The 19051-nt window shown below is 73.4% G+C and carries 17 protein-coding genes; 3 read left to right on the forward strand and 14 right to left on the reverse strand.

Translation table 11 applies throughout. From position 1 onward, the window contains the following. Positions 1–40: 40 nt before the first annotated feature. The 3 genes from OUQ99_RS23940 to OUQ99_RS23950 form a co-directional block, all read right to left on the reverse strand. Positions 41–1726, reverse strand: coding sequence for a ribonuclease J (locus OUQ99_RS23940; protein ID WP_267946036.1), 1686 nt, complete (start codon positions 1724–1726; stop codon positions 41–43). Next, positions 1723–2694 (reverse strand): 4-hydroxy-tetrahydrodipicolinate synthase, encoded by a 972-nt coding sequence (gene dapA, locus OUQ99_RS23945; RefSeq protein ID WP_267946037.1) that lies wholly within the window; start codon positions 2692–2694, stop codon positions 1723–1725. The genes OUQ99_RS23940 and dapA overlap by 4 nt, the downstream gene beginning before the upstream one ends. 367 nt (positions 2695–3061) lie before the next feature. After that, complete coding sequence (locus OUQ99_RS23950; RefSeq protein WP_267946038.1) at positions 3062–3442, reverse strand: phage holin family protein; 381 nt, start codon at positions 3440–3442, stop codon at positions 3062–3064. A gap of 87 nt (positions 3443–3529) precedes the next feature. On the opposite strand from OUQ99_RS23950, the gene OUQ99_RS23955 reads away from it, so the two are divergent. The 3 genes from OUQ99_RS23955 to OUQ99_RS23965 all read left to right on the forward strand — a co-directional run bounded on the left by OUQ99_RS23955 (position 3530) and on the right by OUQ99_RS23965 (position 6069). Beyond that, positions 3530–4084: a GNAT family N-acetyltransferase gene (locus OUQ99_RS23955; RefSeq protein ID WP_267946039.1), complete on the forward strand. Its 555-nt coding sequence runs from the start codon at positions 3530–3532 to the stop codon at positions 4082–4084. 129 nt (positions 4085–4213) lie between these two features. Continuing rightward, positions 4214–5086, forward strand: a complete 873-nt coding sequence (locus OUQ99_RS23960; protein ID WP_267946040.1) for a 1,4-dihydroxy-2-naphthoate polyprenyltransferase — start codon at positions 4214–4216, stop codon at positions 5084–5086. A gap of 293 nt (positions 5087–5379) precedes the next feature. Continuing rightward, positions 5380–6069 carry a class I SAM-dependent DNA methyltransferase gene (locus OUQ99_RS23965; RefSeq protein WP_267946041.1) on the forward strand — a complete coding sequence of 230 codons (690 nt, stop codon included), beginning with the start codon at positions 5380–5382 and terminating at the stop codon, positions 6067–6069. A gap of 78 nt (positions 6070–6147) precedes the next feature. On the opposite strand, the gene dapB is transcribed toward OUQ99_RS23965, so the two are convergent. From dapB to OUQ99_RS24020, 11 genes are all read right to left on the reverse strand, one after another. After that, the gene (gene dapB, locus OUQ99_RS23970; RefSeq protein WP_267946042.1) at positions 6148–6891 is read right to left on the reverse strand and encodes a 4-hydroxy-tetrahydrodipicolinate reductase; all 744 of its coding nucleotides are present in this window, start codon (positions 6889–6891) and stop codon (positions 6148–6150) included. Between the two features lie 123 nt (positions 6892–7014). Continuing rightward, complete coding sequence (gene egtD, locus OUQ99_RS23975; protein WP_267946043.1) at positions 7015–7989, reverse strand: L-histidine N(alpha)-methyltransferase; 975 nt, start codon at positions 7987–7989, stop codon at positions 7015–7017. A gap of 68 nt (positions 7990–8057) precedes the next feature. Beyond that, positions 8058–8849 carry an ergothioneine biosynthesis protein EgtC gene (egtC, locus tag OUQ99_RS23980; protein ID WP_267946044.1) on the reverse strand — a complete coding sequence of 264 codons (792 nt, stop codon included), beginning with the start codon at positions 8847–8849 and terminating at the stop codon, positions 8058–8060. Further along, positions 8849–10195, reverse strand: a complete 1347-nt coding sequence (gene egtB / locus OUQ99_RS23985) for an ergothioneine biosynthesis protein EgtB (RefSeq protein ID WP_267946045.1) — start codon at positions 10193–10195, stop codon at positions 8849–8851. The genes egtC and egtB overlap by 1 nt, the downstream gene beginning before the upstream one ends. Continuing rightward, a complete protein-coding gene (gene egtA, locus OUQ99_RS23990; RefSeq protein WP_267946046.1) occupies positions 10192–11487 on the reverse strand; it encodes an ergothioneine biosynthesis glutamate--cysteine ligase EgtA in 1296 nt (431 codons plus the stop codon). Before egtA ends, egtB begins: the two co-directional genes overlap by 4 nt. A 210-nt stretch (positions 11488–11697) precedes the next feature. Further along, positions 11698–12612, reverse strand: coding sequence for an arylamine N-acetyltransferase family protein (locus OUQ99_RS23995; RefSeq protein WP_267946047.1), 915 nt, complete (start codon positions 12610–12612; stop codon positions 11698–11700). Positions 12613–12857: 245 nt separating this feature from the next. Next, positions 12858–13946: an ABC transporter ATP-binding protein gene (locus tag OUQ99_RS24000; RefSeq protein ID WP_267946048.1), complete on the reverse strand. Its 1089-nt coding sequence runs from the start codon at positions 13944–13946 to the stop codon at positions 12858–12860. Positions 13947–13980: 34 nt separating this feature from the next. Beyond that, positions 13981–15000, reverse strand: coding sequence for an ABC transporter ATP-binding protein (locus OUQ99_RS24005; protein ID WP_267946049.1), 1020 nt, complete (start codon positions 14998–15000; stop codon positions 13981–13983). Then, complete coding sequence (locus tag OUQ99_RS24010) at positions 14997–15989, reverse strand: ABC transporter permease (RefSeq protein ID WP_267946050.1); 993 nt, start codon at positions 15987–15989, stop codon at positions 14997–14999. The genes OUQ99_RS24005 and OUQ99_RS24010 overlap by 4 nt, the downstream gene beginning before the upstream one ends. Beyond that, complete coding sequence (locus OUQ99_RS24015) at positions 15986–17056, reverse strand: ABC transporter permease (RefSeq protein ID WP_267946051.1); 1071 nt, start codon at positions 17054–17056, stop codon at positions 15986–15988. Before OUQ99_RS24015 ends, OUQ99_RS24010 begins: the two co-directional genes overlap by 4 nt. Continuing rightward, a complete protein-coding gene (locus OUQ99_RS24020) occupies positions 17053–18900 on the reverse strand; it encodes an ABC transporter substrate-binding protein (RefSeq protein WP_346660215.1) in 1848 nt (615 codons plus the stop codon). Before OUQ99_RS24020 ends, OUQ99_RS24015 begins: the two co-directional genes overlap by 4 nt. Positions 18901–19051: the final 151 nt, after the last annotated feature.

A 19051-nucleotide genomic window follows, 5' to 3' on the forward strand; every position in this document is an offset into this window, starting at 1 on the left:
TTCCCGTGCCCAGGTCCGGGGGCGCCCCCGGACCGGTCGGTCAGACCTCGACCAGGACAGGGATGATCATGGGACGACGACGGTACGTGTCGTTGACCCAGCGGCCCGTGTTGCGGCGGATGAGCTGCCGCAGCTGGTGCGGGTCGTTGACCCCGTCCCGGGCCGCCTTGTCCAGGGAGTCCTGGATCTTGTCGATGACGTCGTCGAAGGCGGCGGCGCCGATGCCCGCGCCCCGGGTGTGGATCTCGGGCTCCCCGAGGATCTTGCCGGTCCCGGAGTCCACCGCGACGACGACGGAGATGAACCCCTCCTCGCCGAGGATGCGGCGGTCCTTGAGCGAGGCGTCGGTGACGTCGCCGACCGAGGCTCCGTCCACGTACACGTACCCGGCCTGGACCGCGCCCACGATCTTGGCCCGGTTCTTGTACAGGTCCACCACCACGCCGTCCTCGGCGATGATGATCCGGTCCGAGGGGACGCCCGTGAGCTTGGCCAGGTCGGCGTGGGCGCGCATGTGCCGCCACTCGCCGTGCACCGGCATGAAGTTGCGCGGACGCACCATGTTGAGCACGTACAGCAGCTCACCGGCGGACGCGTGCCCGGACACGTGCACGAGGGCGTTGCCCTTGTGCACGACCTTGGCGCCCCAGCGGGTCAGGCCGTTGATCACCCGGTTGACGGAGTTCTCGTTGCCGGGGATCAGCGAGGAGGCGAGCAGGACGGTGTCGTCCTGCTCGATCCGGATCTGGTGGTCGCGGTTGGCCATCCGGCTCAGCGCCGACATGGGCTCGCCCTGTGAGCCCGTGCAGATCAGCACGGCCTCGTCCGGCCGCATCTGGTCGAGCTGCTTGACGTCGATGATCGTGTCGCCGGGGATGCTCAGGTAGCCCAGGTCGCGCGCGATGTTCATGTTGCGGACCATCGAGCGTCCCACGAACGCGATCTTGCGGCCGTGCTTGGACGCGGCGTCGATGACCTGCTGGACGCGGTGCACGTGCGAGGCGAAGCAGGCCACCACGATGCGCTTCTCGGCCTGCCGGAACACCTTGTCGATGGCCTCGGACAGGTTGCGCTCGTTGACGATGAACCCGGGCTGCTCGGCGTTGGTGGAGTCCGACAGCAGCAGGTCCACGCCCTCGTCGCCGAACCGGGCGAACCCGGCCAGGTCGGTGAGGCGGCCGTCCAGCGGCAGCTGGTCCATCTTGAAGTCACCGGTGTGCAGCACCGACCCGCCGGGGGTGCGGATGCCGACGGCCAGCGCGTCCGGGATGGAGTGGTTGACCGCGAAGAACTCCAGGTCGAAGGCGCCGAACTCGTGCCGCTCGCCCTCCTCCACCTGGAGGGTCTCCGGCTTGATGCGGTGCTCGCCGAGCTTGGCGGTGATCAGCGCCAGGGTCAGGCGGGAGCCGACGATCGGGATGTCGGCCCGCTCGCGCAGCAGGAACGGGATACCGCCGATGTGGTCCTCGTGCCCGTGGGTGAGCACGACCGCCTCGATGTCGTCGAGCCGGTCCCGGATGTAGTCGAAGTCCGGCAGGATCAGGTCGACGCCGGGCTGCTCCTCCTCGGGGAAGAGCACGCCGCAGTCGACGACGAGCAGGCGGCCGTCGTACTCGAAGACCGTCATGTTGCGGCCGATCTCGCCGAGGCCGCCCAGGGCGACGACGCGCAGCGCGCCCTTGCCCAGGGGCGGGGGCGAGGTCAGTTCGGGGTGCGGGTGGCTCATACAGATCCCTCCGTGAGGCGCTCGACGCGCACGGCGCTGGCGGGGACGGCCTGGTGCGGGGCCAGTCCGATGGGGCCCTTGACGCCGGCGGCGGCAAGGTCTTCGCGCAGCAGGGCCTGGAGCTCGACCGACGCGTCGGTGAGCGGGGTGCGCACGGGACCGGAGGGCAGCCCGAACTGGTTCAGGATGGCCTTGGTCGTGATGACGCCCTGGGTGCGGAACATACCGGTGTAGACCGGGGTGAGGCGGCGGTGGATGGCCAGCGCCTGCCCGACCTCGCCCTTCTCGAAGGCGTCGATCATCTCGCGCAGGTCGGAGCCGACGATGTGGCCGACCACGCTGACGAAACCGGCCGCGCCGACGGACAGCAGCGGCAGGTTGAGGATGTCGGTGCCGCAGTAGAAGGCCAGGTCGGTCCGCTCCATCACCCAGGAGCTGGCGCCGATGTTGTCCTTGGCGTCCTTGTTCGCGACGATGCGGGGGTGCTCGGCCAGGCGGACGAGGGTCTCCGAGGCGATCGGCGTGCCGGTGCGGTGCGGGATGTCGTAGAGCATGACCGGCAGCTCGGTGGTGTCCGCGATCTCGGTGAAGTGCCTGATCAGGCCTTCCTGAGGCGGCTTGTTGTAGTAGGGCGTCACGGTCAGCAGACCGTGCGCGCCCGCCTTCTCCGCGGCCTTGGCGAGCCTCACGCTGTGGCGGGTGTCGTTGGTCCCGACCCCGGCGATGACCCTGGCGCGGTCGCCGACCGCCTCCAGGACCGCCCTGAGCAGGCGGTCCTTCTCGTCGTCGCTGGTGGTCGGCGACTCACCCGTGGTGCCGCTGATGATGAGGCCGTCGTTGTTCTGCTCGTCGACGAGGTACGTGGCCAGTCTGGCCGCGCCCTCGTAGTCGAGTTCGCCGTCGTCGAGCATGGGCGTGACCATCGCGGTCAGCATCTTGCCGAACGGGCGGTTCTTGGTGTCCGTCATCGTGTGTGAAAGGCCTCCGGACCGCCGCCGCTGGGCGGTGGGTCCGAAGGTGCCCCTCCTCCTCTCGGTGTGCGTCGACAGCTGGATGTGTCCCGTGCACATGACGCGTGCACGGATGTGCGGCGCTGCGTGTCCGCCACCGCGACCGGCGGTACGCGATCCGGTCGCGGGAAAGTTCCTGTGGTGCCCCGTCTTGGGTCGGGCGCGGGGTCGTGCCCTGCTCGGCCGCCGTCCTCGTGGGTCGAGGTTGACGGACCGGCTCATGTGAACCTACCCGTCCCGGACCCGTGCCATCCGGCCGGGCCCGGGATCCGCGCGCAGGTCAGGGTCGCGGAAGGGGGTTGGTCGGGCGGTGTCCGCCCCGGTCTCAGTCGTCCTGTCCGTCCGGAAGGAACATGCTCAGAAGCCAGCTGACGATGGTGACGACGATCGCACCCCAGAACGCGGGCCAGAACCCCTCGATGTGGAACGGGAGGGTGAACAGGCTCGCGATCCAGTTCGTGAGCATGAGCAGCAGCGCGTTCACCACCAGGCCGATCAGCCCGAGGGTCAGCGCGTAGAACAGGCACCCGACGGCCTTGACGATCGGTTTGATGATCGCGTTGACCACACCGAAGATGGCGCCGACGGCGAGGTAGACGCCGATCTGACCAGCGGTGGTCTGGGCTGTGACGTCGATCCCGTCGATCAGGAAGACAGCCGCCCAAAGGGCGAGCGCGTTCACGATAACTCTGATAATGAGGCTCACAACTGTAGATGTTCCCATGCCGAGGCAAGGTCCGGAAACTCCGGCGTAGGTGATCTTGCCGCGGCACGCTCCCCAGGAGGCCCCATCGTGTCCAGTGCCCAGTTCGTCCGTCCCGCCCGCGCCACCGACGTGGACACCGTCGTGGACGTCCAGGTGGCCTCGTGGCGGGCGGTGTACGGGGCTCTGCTGCCCGACGCGGTGGTCGCCGAGATCGGCGGCGCCGACGCCCGGAGGCAGTTCCACGAGCAGTGGACGGCCGCCCTGGAGTCCCCGCCGACCTCCCGGCACCGGCTGGTGGTGGCCACCGACGAGGTCGGGGGGGTGCGGACCGTGACGGGGTTCGCCGCGTTCGGCCCCGCGGGCGACCCGGACCTGTGGCCGGCCACGGACGCGGAGGTGTTCGCGCTGCACGTGGACCCGGAACGGGCCCGGGAGGGGCACGGCAGCCGCCTCGTCAACGCCTGCGTGGACCACCTGGTGGACGACGGCTTCGGCACGGTGCACGTGTGGGTGCCGGAGGCCGGCAACGCGCTGCGCGCGTTCTTCGAGGCGTCGGGGTGGCGCGCCGACGGCGCCCGCCGGGAGATCGACCTGGGTTCGCCGCTGCCGATGGTGCGCCTGCACGCGGCGATCTCCGCGTAGGGGCGCTCCCGCCTCCGGTCCGGGGCCGCGGCCGGTTGGGGACAGCCGCGGACAGGGACTACCGTTGGGTGGTTGTCTGCGTTGCGCACCAGGTGCGGCGCAGTGTCGTCGAGGGTGGAGGACCGCCGCGTGGCCACGGTCAGTGAATGGGTCTCGGGGCTGCGTCCCCGTACGCTTCCGAATTCGGTCGTCCCGGTGGCGGTCGGCACGGCGCTGGCCCTCGCCCTGGACGGGTTCGTCTGGTGGAAGGCCCTGCTGGCCCTGGTGGTGTCCATGTCCCTCCAGGTCGGGGTGAACTTCGCCAACGACTACAGCGACGGCGTGAAGGGCACCGACACCGAGGAGCGCACCGGTCCGACCCGCCTGACGGCGTCGGGCCTGGCGGAGCCGGGGCACGTGCTCGCCGCCGCCCTGGGGAGCTTCGCGTTCGCGGGCGCCGTCGGCCTGGTGCTGGTGGCGACGTCGTCGTGGTGGCTGCTCCTGGTGGGCGCCCTGGCGATCGCCGCGGCCTGGTACTACACCGGCGGCCGCGCGCCGTACGGCTACCGGGGCCTGGGCGAGGTGTCGGTGTTCGTCTTCTTCGGCGTGGTGGCCGTGGTGGGCACGGTGTTCGTGCAGCTGGGCTCGGCGCCGTGGCAGGCCTGGGTGGCCTCCGTCCCGGTCGGCCTGCTGTCCTGCTCCGTGCTGGTCATCAACAACCTGCGGGACATCCCGACGGACCGGGAGACCGGGAAGGTCACCCTCGCGGTCCGGCTCGGCGACGCGGGTACGCGACGGCTGTTCGCGGGCGCGGTCGGCGCCTCCTACGCGGTCGCGCTGGTGCTGACCCCGGTGTTCTGGTGGACCCCGCTCGTGCTGCTGACGGCGCCGCTGGCGGTGCCGCCGCTGAGGCGTGTGCTGGGCGGACAGGCGGGGCGCGACCTGGTCCTGGGCCTGGGCGAGACGGGCAGGCTGCAGATGGCGTTCGGCGTCCTGTTCTCGGCCGCCCTCGCCCTGGGCTAGGGAACGGCGCCGCGGTCCCCGTCCGAGAGGTGTGTGGGGGAGCCGTTCCGGACGGTGCCCGCCGTCGACGGCCCGCCCCGGCCCGTTCCGCGGCCGGACGCGGTCCTCGCGGGGGTCGCGCGGGGCCCCGTCCGGCCCGCGCGGGGCCCCGGCGTCCGGGCCCGGCTGTGGCCGGGACACTCCGTCCGGCCTGCGAGGACACGGTCCGGGCCCCGGTGCGCGCCCCCGTGGGACTAGTATGCGGGCCGGTCCCCCAGACACGCGTTCAGCCACGGTAGGGAGAAGACGACACCGTGCCCAGCGAGAACACCGCCCCCGACCCCCTCGACCTCGCTCCGGACCCGGAAGCGTGGGCGGAGCGCTCGGCCCAGCAGGCCGCCGCGTTCGACACGATCGGAGAACGCTACGACGAGGCCTTTCCGCGTAAAGAGGGGCAGGAGGAGCGGGTCCGGCGGTTGCTGGACCTGCTGCCGCCCGGAGCACACGTGCTCGACCTGGGCTCGGGCACCGGGCTGCCGACCGCCCGCCAGTTCGCCTCCGCGGGCGTCCGTGTCACCGGCTACGAGATCTCCGGGCGGATGATCGAGATCGCGCGCCGCAACGTGCCCCAGGCGACCTTCGTCCAGGCCGACATCCTCGACCTGAAGCCGGTCGAGTCCTCCTACGACGCCATCGTGGCGTTCTTCTCCCTGCTGTGCCTGCCCAAGGCGCGCATCCCCGAGGCGCTCAGCCGGATCCGGGCGTCGCTGGTCCCGGAGGGCCTGCTGTGCCTGGCCATGGTGGAGGCCGACATGGACGACGCGCCGATCCCCTTCCTCGGCTCGGACGTCCGCGTGTCGGGCTATCCGCGCGAGGAGCTGCGCCGGGTGGTGCGGGAGGCGGGGCTGCTCGTCGAGGACGAGCGGGTCGTCTCCTACGAGCCGGAGGACTCCGGCGCGCACCCCGAGACCCAGGTCTTCCTCACCTGCCGCCGGGGCGCCTGAGCGGCGGGCGCCTCCCGGACCCCGGGCACGGCGAGGGGGAGGCGCCCGGTCGGTCGCCTCCCCCTCGCCGGAGCGCGTCTAGTCGAGGTCAAGGAGGGCGTCCAGGCCCACCGTGAGCGGGTCGGCGAGACCGGCGACACCGCGGACCCCCAGGAGCACCCCGGGCATGAACGAGGTGCGGTTCATCGAGTCGTGCCGGATCTTCAGGGTCTCCCCGTCGGTGCCGAACACGACCTCCTGGTGGGCGATGAGCCCGGTGATGCGCAGGGCGTGCACGCGGACCCCGTCCACGTCGGCGCCGCGGGCGCCGGGGATCTCCGACGTCGTGGCGTCGGGCATCGGCGCGGCCCCGGCCTCCCGGCGCGCCTCGGCAACGAGCTCCGCGGTCCGGTAGGCGGTGCCGCTGGGGGCGTCGGCCTTGTTGGGGTGGTGCAGCTCGATGATCTCGGTGGACTCGAAGTACGGCGCGGCCTTGCGCGCGAAGTGCATCATCAGCACGGCGGCGATGCCGAAGTTCGGGGCGATCAGCACCTTCGCCCCGGGCGCGGCGGCCTGCATGGCGCGCACCCGCTCCAGCCTGGCCTCGTCGAAGCCGCTGGTCCCGACGACGGCGTGGATCCCGTGGCCGATGAGCCACTCCAGGTTGTCCATCACCGCGTCGGGGTGGGTGAAGTCGACGACGCAGTCGGCGCCCAGCACCGCGCTCCGGTCGTCGGCGCTGTCCACGCCCGCCACGAGTTCCATGCCGTCGGCGGCCTGAACCGCGCGGACGACCTCTGACCCCATACGCCCATCGGCGCCGAAAACTCCTACCTTGAACACGCCACGAGCGTACCGGAGTCACGGACGGCCCCGGTGTGGCGCCGCCCGCCCGGAGGCGGCCGACGTGCGGTGATCCGCCGTCGGCGGAGCGGGCGCGCGGTCGGCCTCCTCGGGCGGGCGCGGTCAGCTCGCGGCGGCGAGGGTGAGCGCGAAGTCCCCGGCGGGGTCGGTCCACCAGTGGGAGGGCTCGAACCCGGCGGCGCCGAGTTCGGCGGCCAGCCCTTCGCGGCGGAACTTGGCGGAGACCTCGGTGCGCATCTCCTCCCCCGGGGCGAAGCCGACCTCCAGGTCCAGGTCGGCGACCCGCACGTGCTGGGCGGAACGGGCGCGCAGGCGCATCTCGATCCACTCCTCCCCGGCGTTCCAGCGGGCGATGTGGTCGAAGGCCGCGGGGTCGAAGTCGGCGCCGAGCCTGCGGTTGAGGACGCCGAGGACGTTGCGGTTGAACTCGGCGGTGACCCCCTGGGCGTCGTCGTAGGCCGCGACCAGGCGGGCCGGGTCCTTGACCAGGTCCACGCCGAGCAGGAGCGAGTCCCCGGCGTCGAGCACGGCGCGGATGTCGCGGAGGAAGACGGCGCGCGGCCCCGGCTCCTGGTTGCCGATGGTGGAGCCCAGGACGGCCAGGAGCCGGCGTCCGCCGTTCTCGCCGACCGGGAGGAGCCCGAGGTGCTCCTCGAAGTCGCCGACGACGCCGTGGACGTCGAGCCCGGGGTAGTCGTCGACGACGCCGCGCGCGGAGGCGGCGAGGAAGTCGCCGCTGACGTCCACGGGGACGAAGCCGGTGAGGCGGCCGTGGCGGAGCATGGCGTCGAGGAGGAGCCGGGTCTTGACCCCCGATCCGGAGCCGAGCTCGATCAGCGTCTCCGCGTCGGCCGCGGCGGCGATCTCGTCGGACCGGACCTCCAGGATGCTCCGCTCCGCGCGGGTGGGGTAGTACTCGGGCAGCCCGGTGATCTCCTCGAACAGGGCGCTGCCGCGTTCGTCGTAGAACCACTTGGGCGGGAGCTGCTTGGGCACTGCGGTGAGCCCGGCGGCGACGTCGCTGCGCAGGGCCTTGTCGAGGTCGTCGGCGGTCAGGTTTCGGTCGATCCGGAACATGGTGCCTCCTGTGTCCCTTGGTGGGTGCCCGTGGGCGTGCCGGTGCCGCGGGGGCGGCGCCCCGGCCGTCAGGCGATCGGGTGGATCCCGGTGCGCTCCCGCGTCGCGACGGCGACGGAGCCCTCGGGCACCTCGCGCCAGCCGCGCGCGTCGTCGAAGGGCTCCGAGGCCAGGAAAACCCCTCCCCCGGGCTCCCTGAGGGTGAAGAGGGTGTCCCCGGCGGCGGTGGCGACGATGCTCTCCCCGTCGGCGGCCAGCAGGTTGTAGCGGCCGTCGGAGTGCTCGCGTGCGTGGCGGACCACGCCCGCCAGCGCCCCGGCGAGGTCGCCGGAGGCCCGCCACAGCCGCACGGTGTGGGCGAACAGGGGAGCGGAGTCCACCGGGGAGCGCGCGTCCAGCACGCCCGGGGGCGGGACGAAGGCCGCCGCGAGCGCCTCGTCGTCCTTGACCGCGCCGTTGTGGCTGAACAGAAGCCGGTCGGCCCGGAAGGGCTGCGCGCCCGACTCCTCGGAGCCGAACCCGACGGTGGCGTCGCGGACCGCGGCCACCACGCACCCGGAGGTGATGGCGCGCGCCGCGTCGGCGAAGGACGAGTCGCTCCAGATGGGCATGGCCCGGCGGTAGCGCAGCGGCCCCGGGGGGTCGGCCCGCGGCAGGCCGGACGCCGACGGGTCCGCGGACGCGGCGGTCCCCGGCGTCCCGTGCGGCGGGTACCAGCCGACGCCGAAGCCGTCGGCGTTGACGGTGCCGTGCCGCTGCATGCGCGGCGCCCACGACTGGACGTGCAGCGAGTGGGGCGCCGCGTACAGCAGCTCGTGCAGCGTACGCGGCGGCCCCAGGTAGGCGAGGTGACGGCACATCAGGCGGGTTCCCCGTCCCGTGCGCAGCGGAAGCCGCTGAAGATCTGTCGGCGGACCGCGTGGTCCCAGTTGCGGAAGGTGGAGCGGACGGCCGTGGGGTGGGTGGCCCAGGAGCCGCCCCGCAGCACCTTGTAGCCCTGGTCGAAGAACACCTCCGAGTACTCGCGGTACGGGAAGGCGCGGAACCCCGGGTAGCCCGTGAAGGTGGTGGAGGTCCACTCCCACACGTCGCCGATCAGCTGCTGCACCCCCAGCGGCGACGCGCCGTCGGGGTGGCGCCCCGCCGGGGAGGGCCCCAGCTTGCGCTGGCCCAGGTTGGCGTGCCGGGGCCGGGGCTCCTCGTCGCCCCACGGGTACCGGCGGGACAGGCCGGTCGCGGGGTCGAACCTGGCGGCCTTCTCCCACTCCGCCTCGCTGGGCAGGCGCTTGCCCGCCCACGCGGCGTACGCGGAGGCCTCGTGGAAGTTGACGTGCTGCACGGGTTCCTCGGACGGCACCATCTCCTGGCGGCCGAACCTGCGGCGGGACCACCCGTCGCCCTCGGGGCTCCAGAAGGCGGGGGCGGCCGCGCCGGTCCTCTCCCGCCACTCCCAGCCCTCCAGGGTCCACCAGCGGTGGTCCCGGTAGCCGCCGTCCTCCATGAACCGCTGGTAGGCGGCGTTGGTGACGGGCCTGGTGTCGATCCAGTAGGGGTCGAGGACGACCTCGCGGGAGGGGCGCTCGTTGTCGTAGGCCCAGGGGTCGTCGTCGGCGCCCATCGTGAACGGGCCGCCGGGAACGTACACCTCCTCCTCCACGGGCGGGCGCAGGGCCGCGACGGCGCCGGTGTCCTCCAGCAGGACGGGGACGCCCTCGCGGAGCTGGTGGGTGGCGAGCATGGTCTCGTCGTGCTGGTGCTCGTGCTGGATCACCATGTGGAAGACGAACCCGGCGCCGAGCAGCGACCGCCGCCCGTCGGGCTCCCCGCGCTGCTCCGGGATCCCGAGGTCGGCGGAGTCGAGGGCGTCGAGCACCTCCTTGCGGACCCGGTCGTTGTACTCGCGTGCCTCCTCGGGCCGCAGGAGCGGCAGGGTGACGCGGTCGGCGCGCGGGTTCTCGAAGGCGTCGTAGAGGCCGTCGATGTCGGGACGCAGCGCCTCGCGTCCCCCGGCGGCCCGCAGCAGCCACTGCTCCTCGTAGTTGCCGATGTGGGCCAGGTCCCAGACGAGCGGCGACATGAGGGGCGAGTGCTGGGCGAGCAGGCCCTCGTCGTCGAGGGCGTCGATCGTGAGCCCGTTGCTGCGCCGCCGGCTCCGTTCGAGTTCGGTGGCGATGCGCTCCTTGGCGCGTTCCTGTTCGTGGTTCACCGTGCTCCTCCGCTGTGTCGGTGGGTCCCTGTCCGTCCCGCCCGGGTACCGACGCGCCCCGGGCGCGGGGCGGGAACGCTCGGCCGCGCGTCGGCGGGGCACAGCCCGCGCCGGACGTGGCGGTCGGCGTAGTCGTCGACGAGGGAGGAGAGCCCGGCGGCGCCCATGCGGGGCAGGGCTTCGACGGCCGCGTCGAAGCAGGAGCGGGCGCACTCGGCGACGGCGGGGTCGCCGGGGCCGAGCCGGGCGGAGCGCATCCACAGGCGGCGGTCGGGGAAGGGGCCGCGGCAGAGCTTCTCCGTGGCCTCCTCGGCCACGGCGCGGGCGCGGGGGTCGTCGACGAGGGCGGCGCAGAGCGCCATGGGGACGGGCCACCAGCGGCGGGGGACCGCGTCGATCATGCGCAGTTCCCACCAGCCGCGCGGGCGTACGGGCGGGAAGAGGGTGCTGAGGTGGAACTCCACGTCGGCGGGGGTGAGGGGGCGGGGGCCCCGGCCCCCGACCCACTCGGCCAGGGTGATGCCGGGATCCGGGGTCCAGGTCCCGCCTCCGCCGGGGATCTCGGGGACCGCCATGACGTCGGCGGCGAGGGCGTAGTCCGTCCACGCGGTGGCCGGGTCGGGGTGGCTGCCGGTGTCCAGGACGGGGCGCGTGCGGCCGGCGTCGGTGGCCGCCCAGATCGCCCACCGGGTGGACTTCCATCCGGTGGGGCGGCCCCGCCAGACGGCGGAGTTGGCGAACGCGGCGACGAGGACCGGCCCGAGCCGGTGGACGAGCTCCCAGCGGGCACGTCCGTCGGCGCGGTCGACCCCCGTGTCCAGGCACACCTGGAGGGAGGCGGTGCTGCACATCATGGTGTGGCCGCTGGGCTGGCGGCGGCCGGCGAAGAACCGCTCCATGGCCGTGTAGCGGGGCAGCCGCAGCTGGCGTACGGGCGGTCGGAGCGGGTCGAGCGCGGTCTCGACCAGGTGGAGCCCGCCGCCCGCGAGGACCTTGGAGACGTGGTCCAGGTCGGCGGCCAGGGCCTCGTGCGCCCGGGCCGGGCCCGGCAGCACGGGAGAGCTGAGCTCGATCTGCCCGCCGGGCTCGAAGGTGACCGCGCTTCCCGCGGGCGGGGGCCCGCCGGCCTCCAGCAGCGCCGCGAGGCGGTCGACGGCGACGGGTGCGGTCGGGTGCGCGGAGTCCGCGACCAGCCACTCGGTCTCGGTCCCGACCTTGCCTGGAGGGCCGGTCTTGAAACAGACCCCGTTGATGTACTCGTGAACGTCTTCCGTGGTCATGTGGTGCGCCATGCGAGGCTCCCTCGGAACGACACCCCTCCGGGGTGTGACACCCCAGGGTCCTGCCCAGGGGCCCGGCGCGCCGAACGTCTGCGGTGACCAGAAATCACAGGACGTGTCGCCACAAGCACCCTTCGCCCAGGTTCGCCCCGACGACACGCCAGGTGGATTCGACGGTGGGGGCGGACGGAGGAGGGCCGCCCCCGAGAAAAGTGACCACCGTCACACTTCGGTGAACGCCTCGACCCTGGCCTCGACCGCCTCCCGCTCCCTCGCGTGCAGTTCGATACCGAACACCTCGTGCAACACACGCCCCACCTCCCTCACAGGCACCCGCTGCTCCTCACGCGTTCCGTCCGGGGCCAGAGTGGTGAGAGTGGTGTCCGTGAGCACGTGCTGGACGCCCGGCCCGATCCGCTGCACCGTCAACCGCGTCAGGAAGGGCGAACGGGGATGGCTGGAGAGGTGGTGGCTGAGGATCTCGTAGTCCTGGGGCGCCATCGCGGCGGTCGTGAGGACGTACAGCGGACGCCAGGCAAGGCCGTCGAACGAGCGCAGCAGCCACTCGTCGCCGCCGAGCTCCGAGACCCGGTCCAGGCGCAGGCCCCAGCCGCCCTGGACCTCCTGGTGGCCGTCGGCCAGCGGCAGGGGCTCCAGCGGCCCGCCACCGCCGAAGCCGGCGTCCACCAGCCACGGGCGCCCCTCCAGGTCCACCCGCAGCAGGCAGTGCGTGGACGGGCGGGGACGCCCCGGCCGGCCGGACACCACCCGGGCCGCGAGCCCGGTGACGGCGAACCCGAGCCGGTCCAGCACGGCGGCCAGGAGCAGGTTCTGCTCGTAGCAGTAGCCGCCCCGCCGGGCGCGGACCATCCTGTCCACGAGGGCGGGCACGTCCAGCCGCACCGGCTCCCCCGTGAGCGGCCGGAGGTTCTCGAAGGGGATGGCGGCCAGGTGGGCCCGCTGCACGGCCCGCAGCGTGTCACGGGTGGGCGGCAGGGCGCCCTCCAGGCCCACCCGGGCCCGATAGGCGTCCAGGTCGACCTCGCCCCCGTGCCAGAGGTCCCGGTCGGTGAAGAGGCGCGCGGGGCGGGGCGCCGGGGGCACCCCGGCGCGGTCGCGGGAGGTGTCGTCTGCCATGCCCCGGCCAACCGTCGGACGGGTGCGGCCATTCCGCGGCGGGACGCCGGCACACGTCCCCGGGCCGCCGGGCGCCGCCCACCCGCCCCGGGGGGTGCCCGGCAGGAGTCGGCCGCCCGCGCGCCGGCCCGGTCCCGGACACCGCCGCACCCCGCAGGGGTGCGGCGACGGCCGCCGGAAGGACCCGGGGCGCCCCGGGTCCGGAGCGCGCCGCGGGGGAGGCGCCGCCACCGCGCACGGCGCCCTCAGCCCGCGCCTCCCGCCTCCGCGCGGACCCGGCCGGTCCCGTCGGCGGCCGCCCAGTGGCAGGCCACCCGGCGTTCGGCCCCGCCCCCCAGGACCGCGGGGTCCACGGTGCGGCACAGGTCGGCGACGCCCGCCCGTTCGGCCTCTCCCGAGGCGAGCACCGGGCAGCGCGGGTGGAACCGGCACCCCGGCGGCACCTGCTTGGGGTCCGGCGGCTCGCCCGCCAGGACCACCGGCTCGCCCTCGCCCGCGTCGGGCAGCACCGACAGCAGCGCGCGTGTGTACGGGTGGGCGGGTGCGGCCAGGACCTCCTCCACGGTGCCCAGCTCCACCACGCGCCCGAGGTACATCACGGCGACGCGGTCCGCGATGTTCCACGCCAGTCCCAGGTCGTGCGTGGCCACCAGGGCGGACAGCCCCAGTTCGTCCCGCAGGTCCAGGAGCAGGCGGAGGATCTCGCCGCGCACCGACGCGTCCAGGGACGCGACCGGCTCGTCGGCCACCAGCACCTCGGGGTCCAGGACCAGGGCCCCGGCGATCACCACGCGCTGGCGCTGCCCGCCGGACAGCTCGTGCGGATAGCGGGCGAGGAAGCGCTCCGGCGGGCGCAGGCCGGCCCCGGAGAGCGCTCCGGCGACCCGTTCGGCCTCGTCCGCCGTGGTGCCCTCGTGGATGCGCAGCCCCTCGGCCACGGACTCGTAGACGGTGCGGCGCGGGTTGAGCGAGCCGGTGGGGTCCTGCTGCACGAGCTGGACCCGGCGCCGGTAGGCGCGCAGGTCCCGGGAGCCGTACCGCATCGGCCTGCCCTCGAACACCACGACGCCCCCTGTGGGCCGCTCCAGGCCCAGCAGCACCCGGGCCAGGGTGGTCTTGCCGCAGCCCGACTCCCCCACCAGCGCCACGATCTCGCCCGCCGACACGTCGAGGTTCACGCCGTCGACGGCGCGCGCCGTGCCCTTGCCCCCGCCGGGGGCGAACCCGGCGGCGAAGGCGACCTCCACTCCCCTGGCGCTCAGGATCGGCTCGGGCGCCTCCCCTCCCCCGGAGGCGCGGGGGGCGTCGCGGGGGTCGGTCTCGGTGGTGCTCAAGGGCGCGTCTCCTCGGTGGGGGCGGCGGTCGGGATCACGGGGTGCCCCCGTCCCGGGCGGTCGTCAGGGGTCTCGCGGGGCCCACGTGCACGCACGCCGCATGGCGCGCGGAGTTCCCGGCGGGGTCGGGGTCCACCGGCCACAGGGGCGGGTCGACCGTGGCGCAGACCGTCTCGGCCACCGCGCAGCGGGGTCGGAAGACGCAGCCCGGAGGGGGGTCGGCCGGATCCGGCGGGTCCCCCGGCAGGCCCCGGGGCGCCAGGCGCGAGGCCGGGTCGCCGATGCGGGGGAAGGCCGCGCTGAGGGCGCTCGCGTAGGGGTGGGCGGGTTCGTGCACGACCTCGCGGGCGGGGCCCTGCTCCACGACGCGGCCCGCGTACATCACCGCGACCCGGTCGCAGGTGGCCGCCAGGACGGACAGGTCGTGGCTGATCATCAGCATGCCGATGCCCTGTTCGGCGACCAGGCGCTTGAGCAGGGCGAGGATCTGCGCCTGGATCATCACGTCCAGGGCGGTGGTGGCCTCGTCCGCGATGACCAGGCGTGGCTCGCAGGCCAGGGCCATCGCGATCATGACCCGCTGGCGCTGTCCGCCGGACAGCTGGTGGGGGTAGTCGCGGGTGCGGGAGGCCGGGAGGCCCACCTGTCCCAGGAGCTCGGCCACGCGCCCGGGGATCCGGTTCGCCGGCACGGTGCCGTGGATCGCCATGGGCTCCGCGATCTGGTCACCGATCCGCTTGACCGGGTTGAGGGAGTGCATGGCGCCCTGGAAGACGATCGCCGCGCCCACCCAGCGGACCGCGCGCAGTCGGCCCCACCGCATGTCGAGGACGTTCTCCCCCTCCAGCAGGACCTGCCCCCCGATGCGGGCGCTCTCGGGCAGCAGGCGCAGCAGCGCCAGGGCGACGGTCGACTTGCCGCTCCCCGACTCCCCCGCCAGCCCCAGGGTGCCCCCGGGGTCGAGGGACAGGTCGACGCCCCGGACGGCCGGGACCTCGCCGTGCCCGGCTCGGTAGGTGACGTGCAGTTCTCGGACGTCGAGGAGGGAGGTCAACGCTGCTCCCGGAGTCGGGGGTTGATGACGGACTCCAGAGCGCGTCCGCACAGGGTGAAGGAGAGGGCGACGGCCGCGATGGCCAGGCCCGGCGGGATCATGTACCACCAGATCCCGGAGCTGATGGCCCCCGCGGTGCGGGCGGCCTCCAGGATGCCGCCCCAGGAGATGGTGGTGGGGTCCCCCACCCCCAGGAACGCCAGCGTGGACTCGGCGATGATCGACGTGGCCACGAGGAGGGTGGTCTGGGCGAGCACCACCGGCATCACGTTGGGCAGCACGTGCCAGGCCATGACGTGGGTGTGCCCCCCGCCCAGGGCGCGGGCGCGCTCCACGAAGGGTCGCGCCTCCACCGCCAGGGTCTGCGCCCGCACCAGGCGGGCCGTCGCGGGCCAGACGGTGAGGCCGATGGCGATGATGATGGTGCCGGTGCCGCGCGGCAGCACCGCGGCCAGCGCCACGGCCAGGACCAGGGTGGGCAGCACCAGGAACCAGTCGGTGACCCGCATGAGCACGGACGACACGACCCGTCCGGCCGGGCCCCCGGACGCGCCGAAGTGCCCGGCGGTCACCCCGACCAGCGTGCCCAGGACCACGGAGACGACCGTGGCCAGGAAGCCCACCGTGAGGGAGACCCGGGAGCCCCAGATGATGAGGTCGAGGACGGACCGGCCGAAGTTGTCGGTGCCCAGGGGGAACTCGGCGCTGGGCGGTTCGTAGGCGGCTCCGGGGGCGCCGGTGACCGTCAGCTCGGCCTGGTCCACCAGCAGGGGTGCGAACAGCGCCAGGAGGACGATGGCCGAGAGGGCGAGGAGGCCCACCAGCCCGGCGCGGTTGCGGGTGTACTCGCGGGCGAACCGGCGCAGGGCCTCCGCGCGGCGGCGGCGTGCCAGGGCCCGGGGCGACACGGGTGCGCCGCCCGCGCCGTTCGCCCCGCCGGCGTCTCCGCCCGGTGCGTCGGCGCCGTGTTCCTCGGTGTCCGCGCTCATGGGCGCACCCTGGGGTCGAGCAGCGGGTAGACCAGGTCGGCGAGGAGGTTCATGAGGATCACCGAGGCCGCGAAGACCACGAACAGGCCCTGGACGAGGCCGAGGTCGGGGACGCGCAGGCCGGAGTAGAAGAGCTGGCCGAGTCCGGGCCAGGAGAACACCGTCTCCACGAGGATCACTCCGGACACGACCTGGCCGAGGTTGAGGAAGATCAGGGTCACCGTGGGCAGGAGGGCGTTGGGGACCGCGTGCCTGCGGCGCACGAGGGCGTCCCGCAGTCCCTTGGCCCGCGCCGTGGTGAGGTAGTCGGCGCCCCTCTCGTCCATGAGGGAGGAGCGCATGATCATGAGGTACTGGGCGTAGATCACGGCGACCATGGTGGTGATGGGCAGCACCATGTGCCAGGCCGTGCTCAGAGCGGTCTCCACGGGGCCCGTCGCCGCGGGGTCCACCATGCCGCCGGTGGGGAACAGGCCGGGCATGAACCCGCGCCCCGAGGCGAGCGCCACGATGAGCAGCAGTCCGAGCCAGAACGTGGGCACCGACCAGAAGAACAGGGCGACGGCGCTGTTGGCCCGGTCGGACCGGCCGCCGGGCCTCCACCCGGCCCGGACGCCGAGGAGGAGGCCGAGGAGCGCGGCGATGACCGTGCCGGTCCCCGCGAGCAGGACCGTGGGCCCGAGGCGTTCGAGGATGAGCTCGGTGACCGGCTCGCGGAACTGGAAGGACGTGCCGAGGTCGAGGCGGAGCAGGCCCGTCAGGTAGTCGAGGAACTGCTGCCAGAGGGGCTGGTCGAGCCCGAACTGGCGGCGGAGCTCCTCGCGCTGCTCCGCGGTGACCTCGCGGCCCTCGGTCATGGCGCGGACCGGGTCGCCGGGCAGGATGCGGAAGAGGAAGAACCCGGCCACGACCACGGCCAGGAGCGAGAACGCTGCGGTCGCCAGGCGTCCGGCGACGTAGCGCGCGATCCTGCCCGCGCGGCCTGGCCCGGCGGGGCCCGCCGGGGCGGGGGCGCCGGGCGCCTCCGCCCCGGCCGGGGCTCCCGGGGTGACGGGGTCGCTGGTCACTCGCGGTCCTCCACGGTGGCGCGCCGGCGGAACAGGACGAACCCGCCCGCGGCCAGGAGCACCAGCACGGCCGCCCCGATGCCGATCCAGACCCCGGTCGAGGGCCCGGAGGGGCCGTCCTCGTCCGAGGCGACCGGCTGGGCGGACCAGAAGGCCCAGTAGCCGTCCTGGCCCCAGATGTTGCCCCCGGGGTCCGGCTGGATCTGCATGTCGGTGATCTGGTCGGTGCGGTACGCCTCCCGGATGTCCGGGTAGGCCAGCACGTTCACGACGGCCTCCTCGTAGAGCACCCGCTGGAGGTCGTGGATGATCTCCGCGCGGGCGGTGCGGTCGTACTCGGCGAGCTGGGCCCGGTAGAGCTCGTCGTACTCCTCGTCGCAGAAGTAGGCGTCGCCCTGCATGCTGCCCGGCTCCTCGGGGAGCGCGTCGCAGGTGTGGATGCTGAACACGTAGTCGGGGTCGGGGTTGACCGTCCACCCGGTGAAGATGAGGTCGTACTCGGCCGCGAAGAGGGCGTCGCTGAGGACGCCCGGGTCGACCGTGAGGTTCTCGACCTCGATGCCGATGTCGGCGAGGCGCTCGACGATGACCAGTCCGGCGTTGACGTTGTCCGGCCGGTCCTGGTGGACGTGCATGCGCAGTTCGAGGCGGTCGCCGTCGGGCGAGACCCGCACGCCGTCCTCGCCCCTCTCGTAGCCCGCCTCGTCGAGCATCGCGTTGGCGGCCTCCGGGTCGAAGGAGAGCGTGTCCTCGTCGCCCTCGGGCGACCAGTGGTAGTCGCTGTAGCGGGCCGGGATGTAGCCCCCGGCGGCGGTGGCGCGGCCGCCGTGCGCCTTCTCGACGATCTCCTCGTTGTCGATGGCTCTGACGATGGCCCGGCGCAGGGTGGCGTCGGCCAGCGCGGGGTGCCCGTCGCCGAACTCCTCCCCGTCCTGGGTGCGGGCGCCGGGGTTGACGGTGAAGGCCTGGAACCGCTTGCCGGCGGCGAAGTTGACGGCGATGTCGTCGGCGCCGTCCAGGGAGTTGGCCTGGGCCTCGGTCAGCTCGTAGACGAGGGAGACCTCGCCGCTGCGCAGGGCCTCGACGGCGGCGTCCTTCTCGGAGTAGTACCGGAAGACCAGGTCGGAGAAGCCCGGGGCCCCGCGCCAGTGGTCGGGGTTGGCCTCCAGGGCGATGTGCTCGCCGCGGTGGTGCTCGGTGAGGACGAAGGGGCCGCTGCCGACGGCGGGCAGGTCCTCACCGGTGTAGTCGGCGAAGTCGTCGCCCTGCTCCTCCAGGACGGGCTCCCAGACGTGGCGCGGCACGATCGGCACGTTGAGGGAGGTCATCGTCGCCTGGGGCTCCTCCAGCTCGATCACCACCGTGTGGTCGTCCTCGGCCGTGACCGTGTCGAAGCCCGACACGTAGTTGCCGTTGGCGATCGCCGCGGACTCGTTCTCCATGATGGTGGTGAAGGTCCACGCGACGTCGTCGGCGGTGAGGGGTTCGCCGTCGCTGAAGGTGACGCCGTCGCGCAGGTGGAAGGTCCAGGTGAGGCCGTCCTCGCTGGTCTCCCACTCCTCGGCCAGGGCCGGCGCGGGCTCGTTGGTCACGGCGTCGACCGTGACCAGGGAGTCGTAGACGTGGTCGAGGATGTTGGTGGTGACGGCCAGCTGGGCGGTGAAGGGGTTGAAGGAGTCGACCTGCTGGGAGATGGCGACGGTGAGCGTGTTCGCCTCGTCGGCCGGCTCCGCGGCGGCCGGGGCGACCGCGGCGGCCCCGACGAGGAGCAGTGCCGCACCCGTGGTCGTCACTCGCAACGGGAGGCGCGGGGAGGGGGTGGGGGGAGGGCGATGGGAGTACATGTCTGCCCCTGTCGGGTTCGTGGGGTCGGTGGCGCGGGGAGGTCGACGGTGCCGGGTCGGTGTCACGCCACCCGGGGGTTGTTGGTTGTCTACCAACGGACGTGGATTAACGTCAATGACCTCCGAGGAGCGCCGTGACATCGAAATACAT

Origin of the sequence: Streptomonospora nanhaiensis, from assembly GCF_026642255.1 — a bacterium.
GTDB lineage: Bacteria > Actinomycetota > Actinomycetes > Streptosporangiales > Streptosporangiaceae > Nocardiopsis > Nocardiopsis tropica.

Coding starts and splice junctions, on each gene's coding strand:
- egtD (WP_267946043.1), bottom strand. CDS start 7,989: ATGTTCCGGATCGACCGAAACCTGACCGCCGACGACCTCGACAAGGCC.
- OUQ99_RS23995 (WP_267946047.1), bottom strand. CDS start 12,612: ATGGCAGACGACACCTCCCGCGACCGCGCCGGGGTGCCCCCGGCGCCC.
- egtA (WP_267946046.1), bottom strand. CDS start 11,487: ATGGCGCACCACATGACCACGGAAGACGTTCACGAGTACATCAACGGG.
- OUQ99_RS23940 (WP_267946036.1), bottom strand. CDS start 1,726: ATGAGCCACCCGCACCCCGAACTGACCTCGCCCCCGCCCCTGGGCAAG.
- OUQ99_RS24010 (WP_267946050.1), bottom strand. CDS start 15,989: ATGAGCGCGGACACCGAGGAACACGGCGCCGACGCACCGGGCGGAGAC.
- OUQ99_RS24020 (WP_346660215.1), bottom strand. CDS start 18,900: ATGTACTCCCATCGCCCTCCCCCCACCCCCTCCCCGCGCCTCCCGTTG.
- dapA (WP_267946037.1), bottom strand. CDS start 2,694: ATGACGGACACCAAGAACCGCCCGTTCGGCAAGATGCTGACCGCGATG.
- egtC (WP_267946044.1), bottom strand. CDS start 8,849: ATGTGCCGTCACCTCGCCTACCTGGGGCCGCCGCGTACGCTGCACGAG.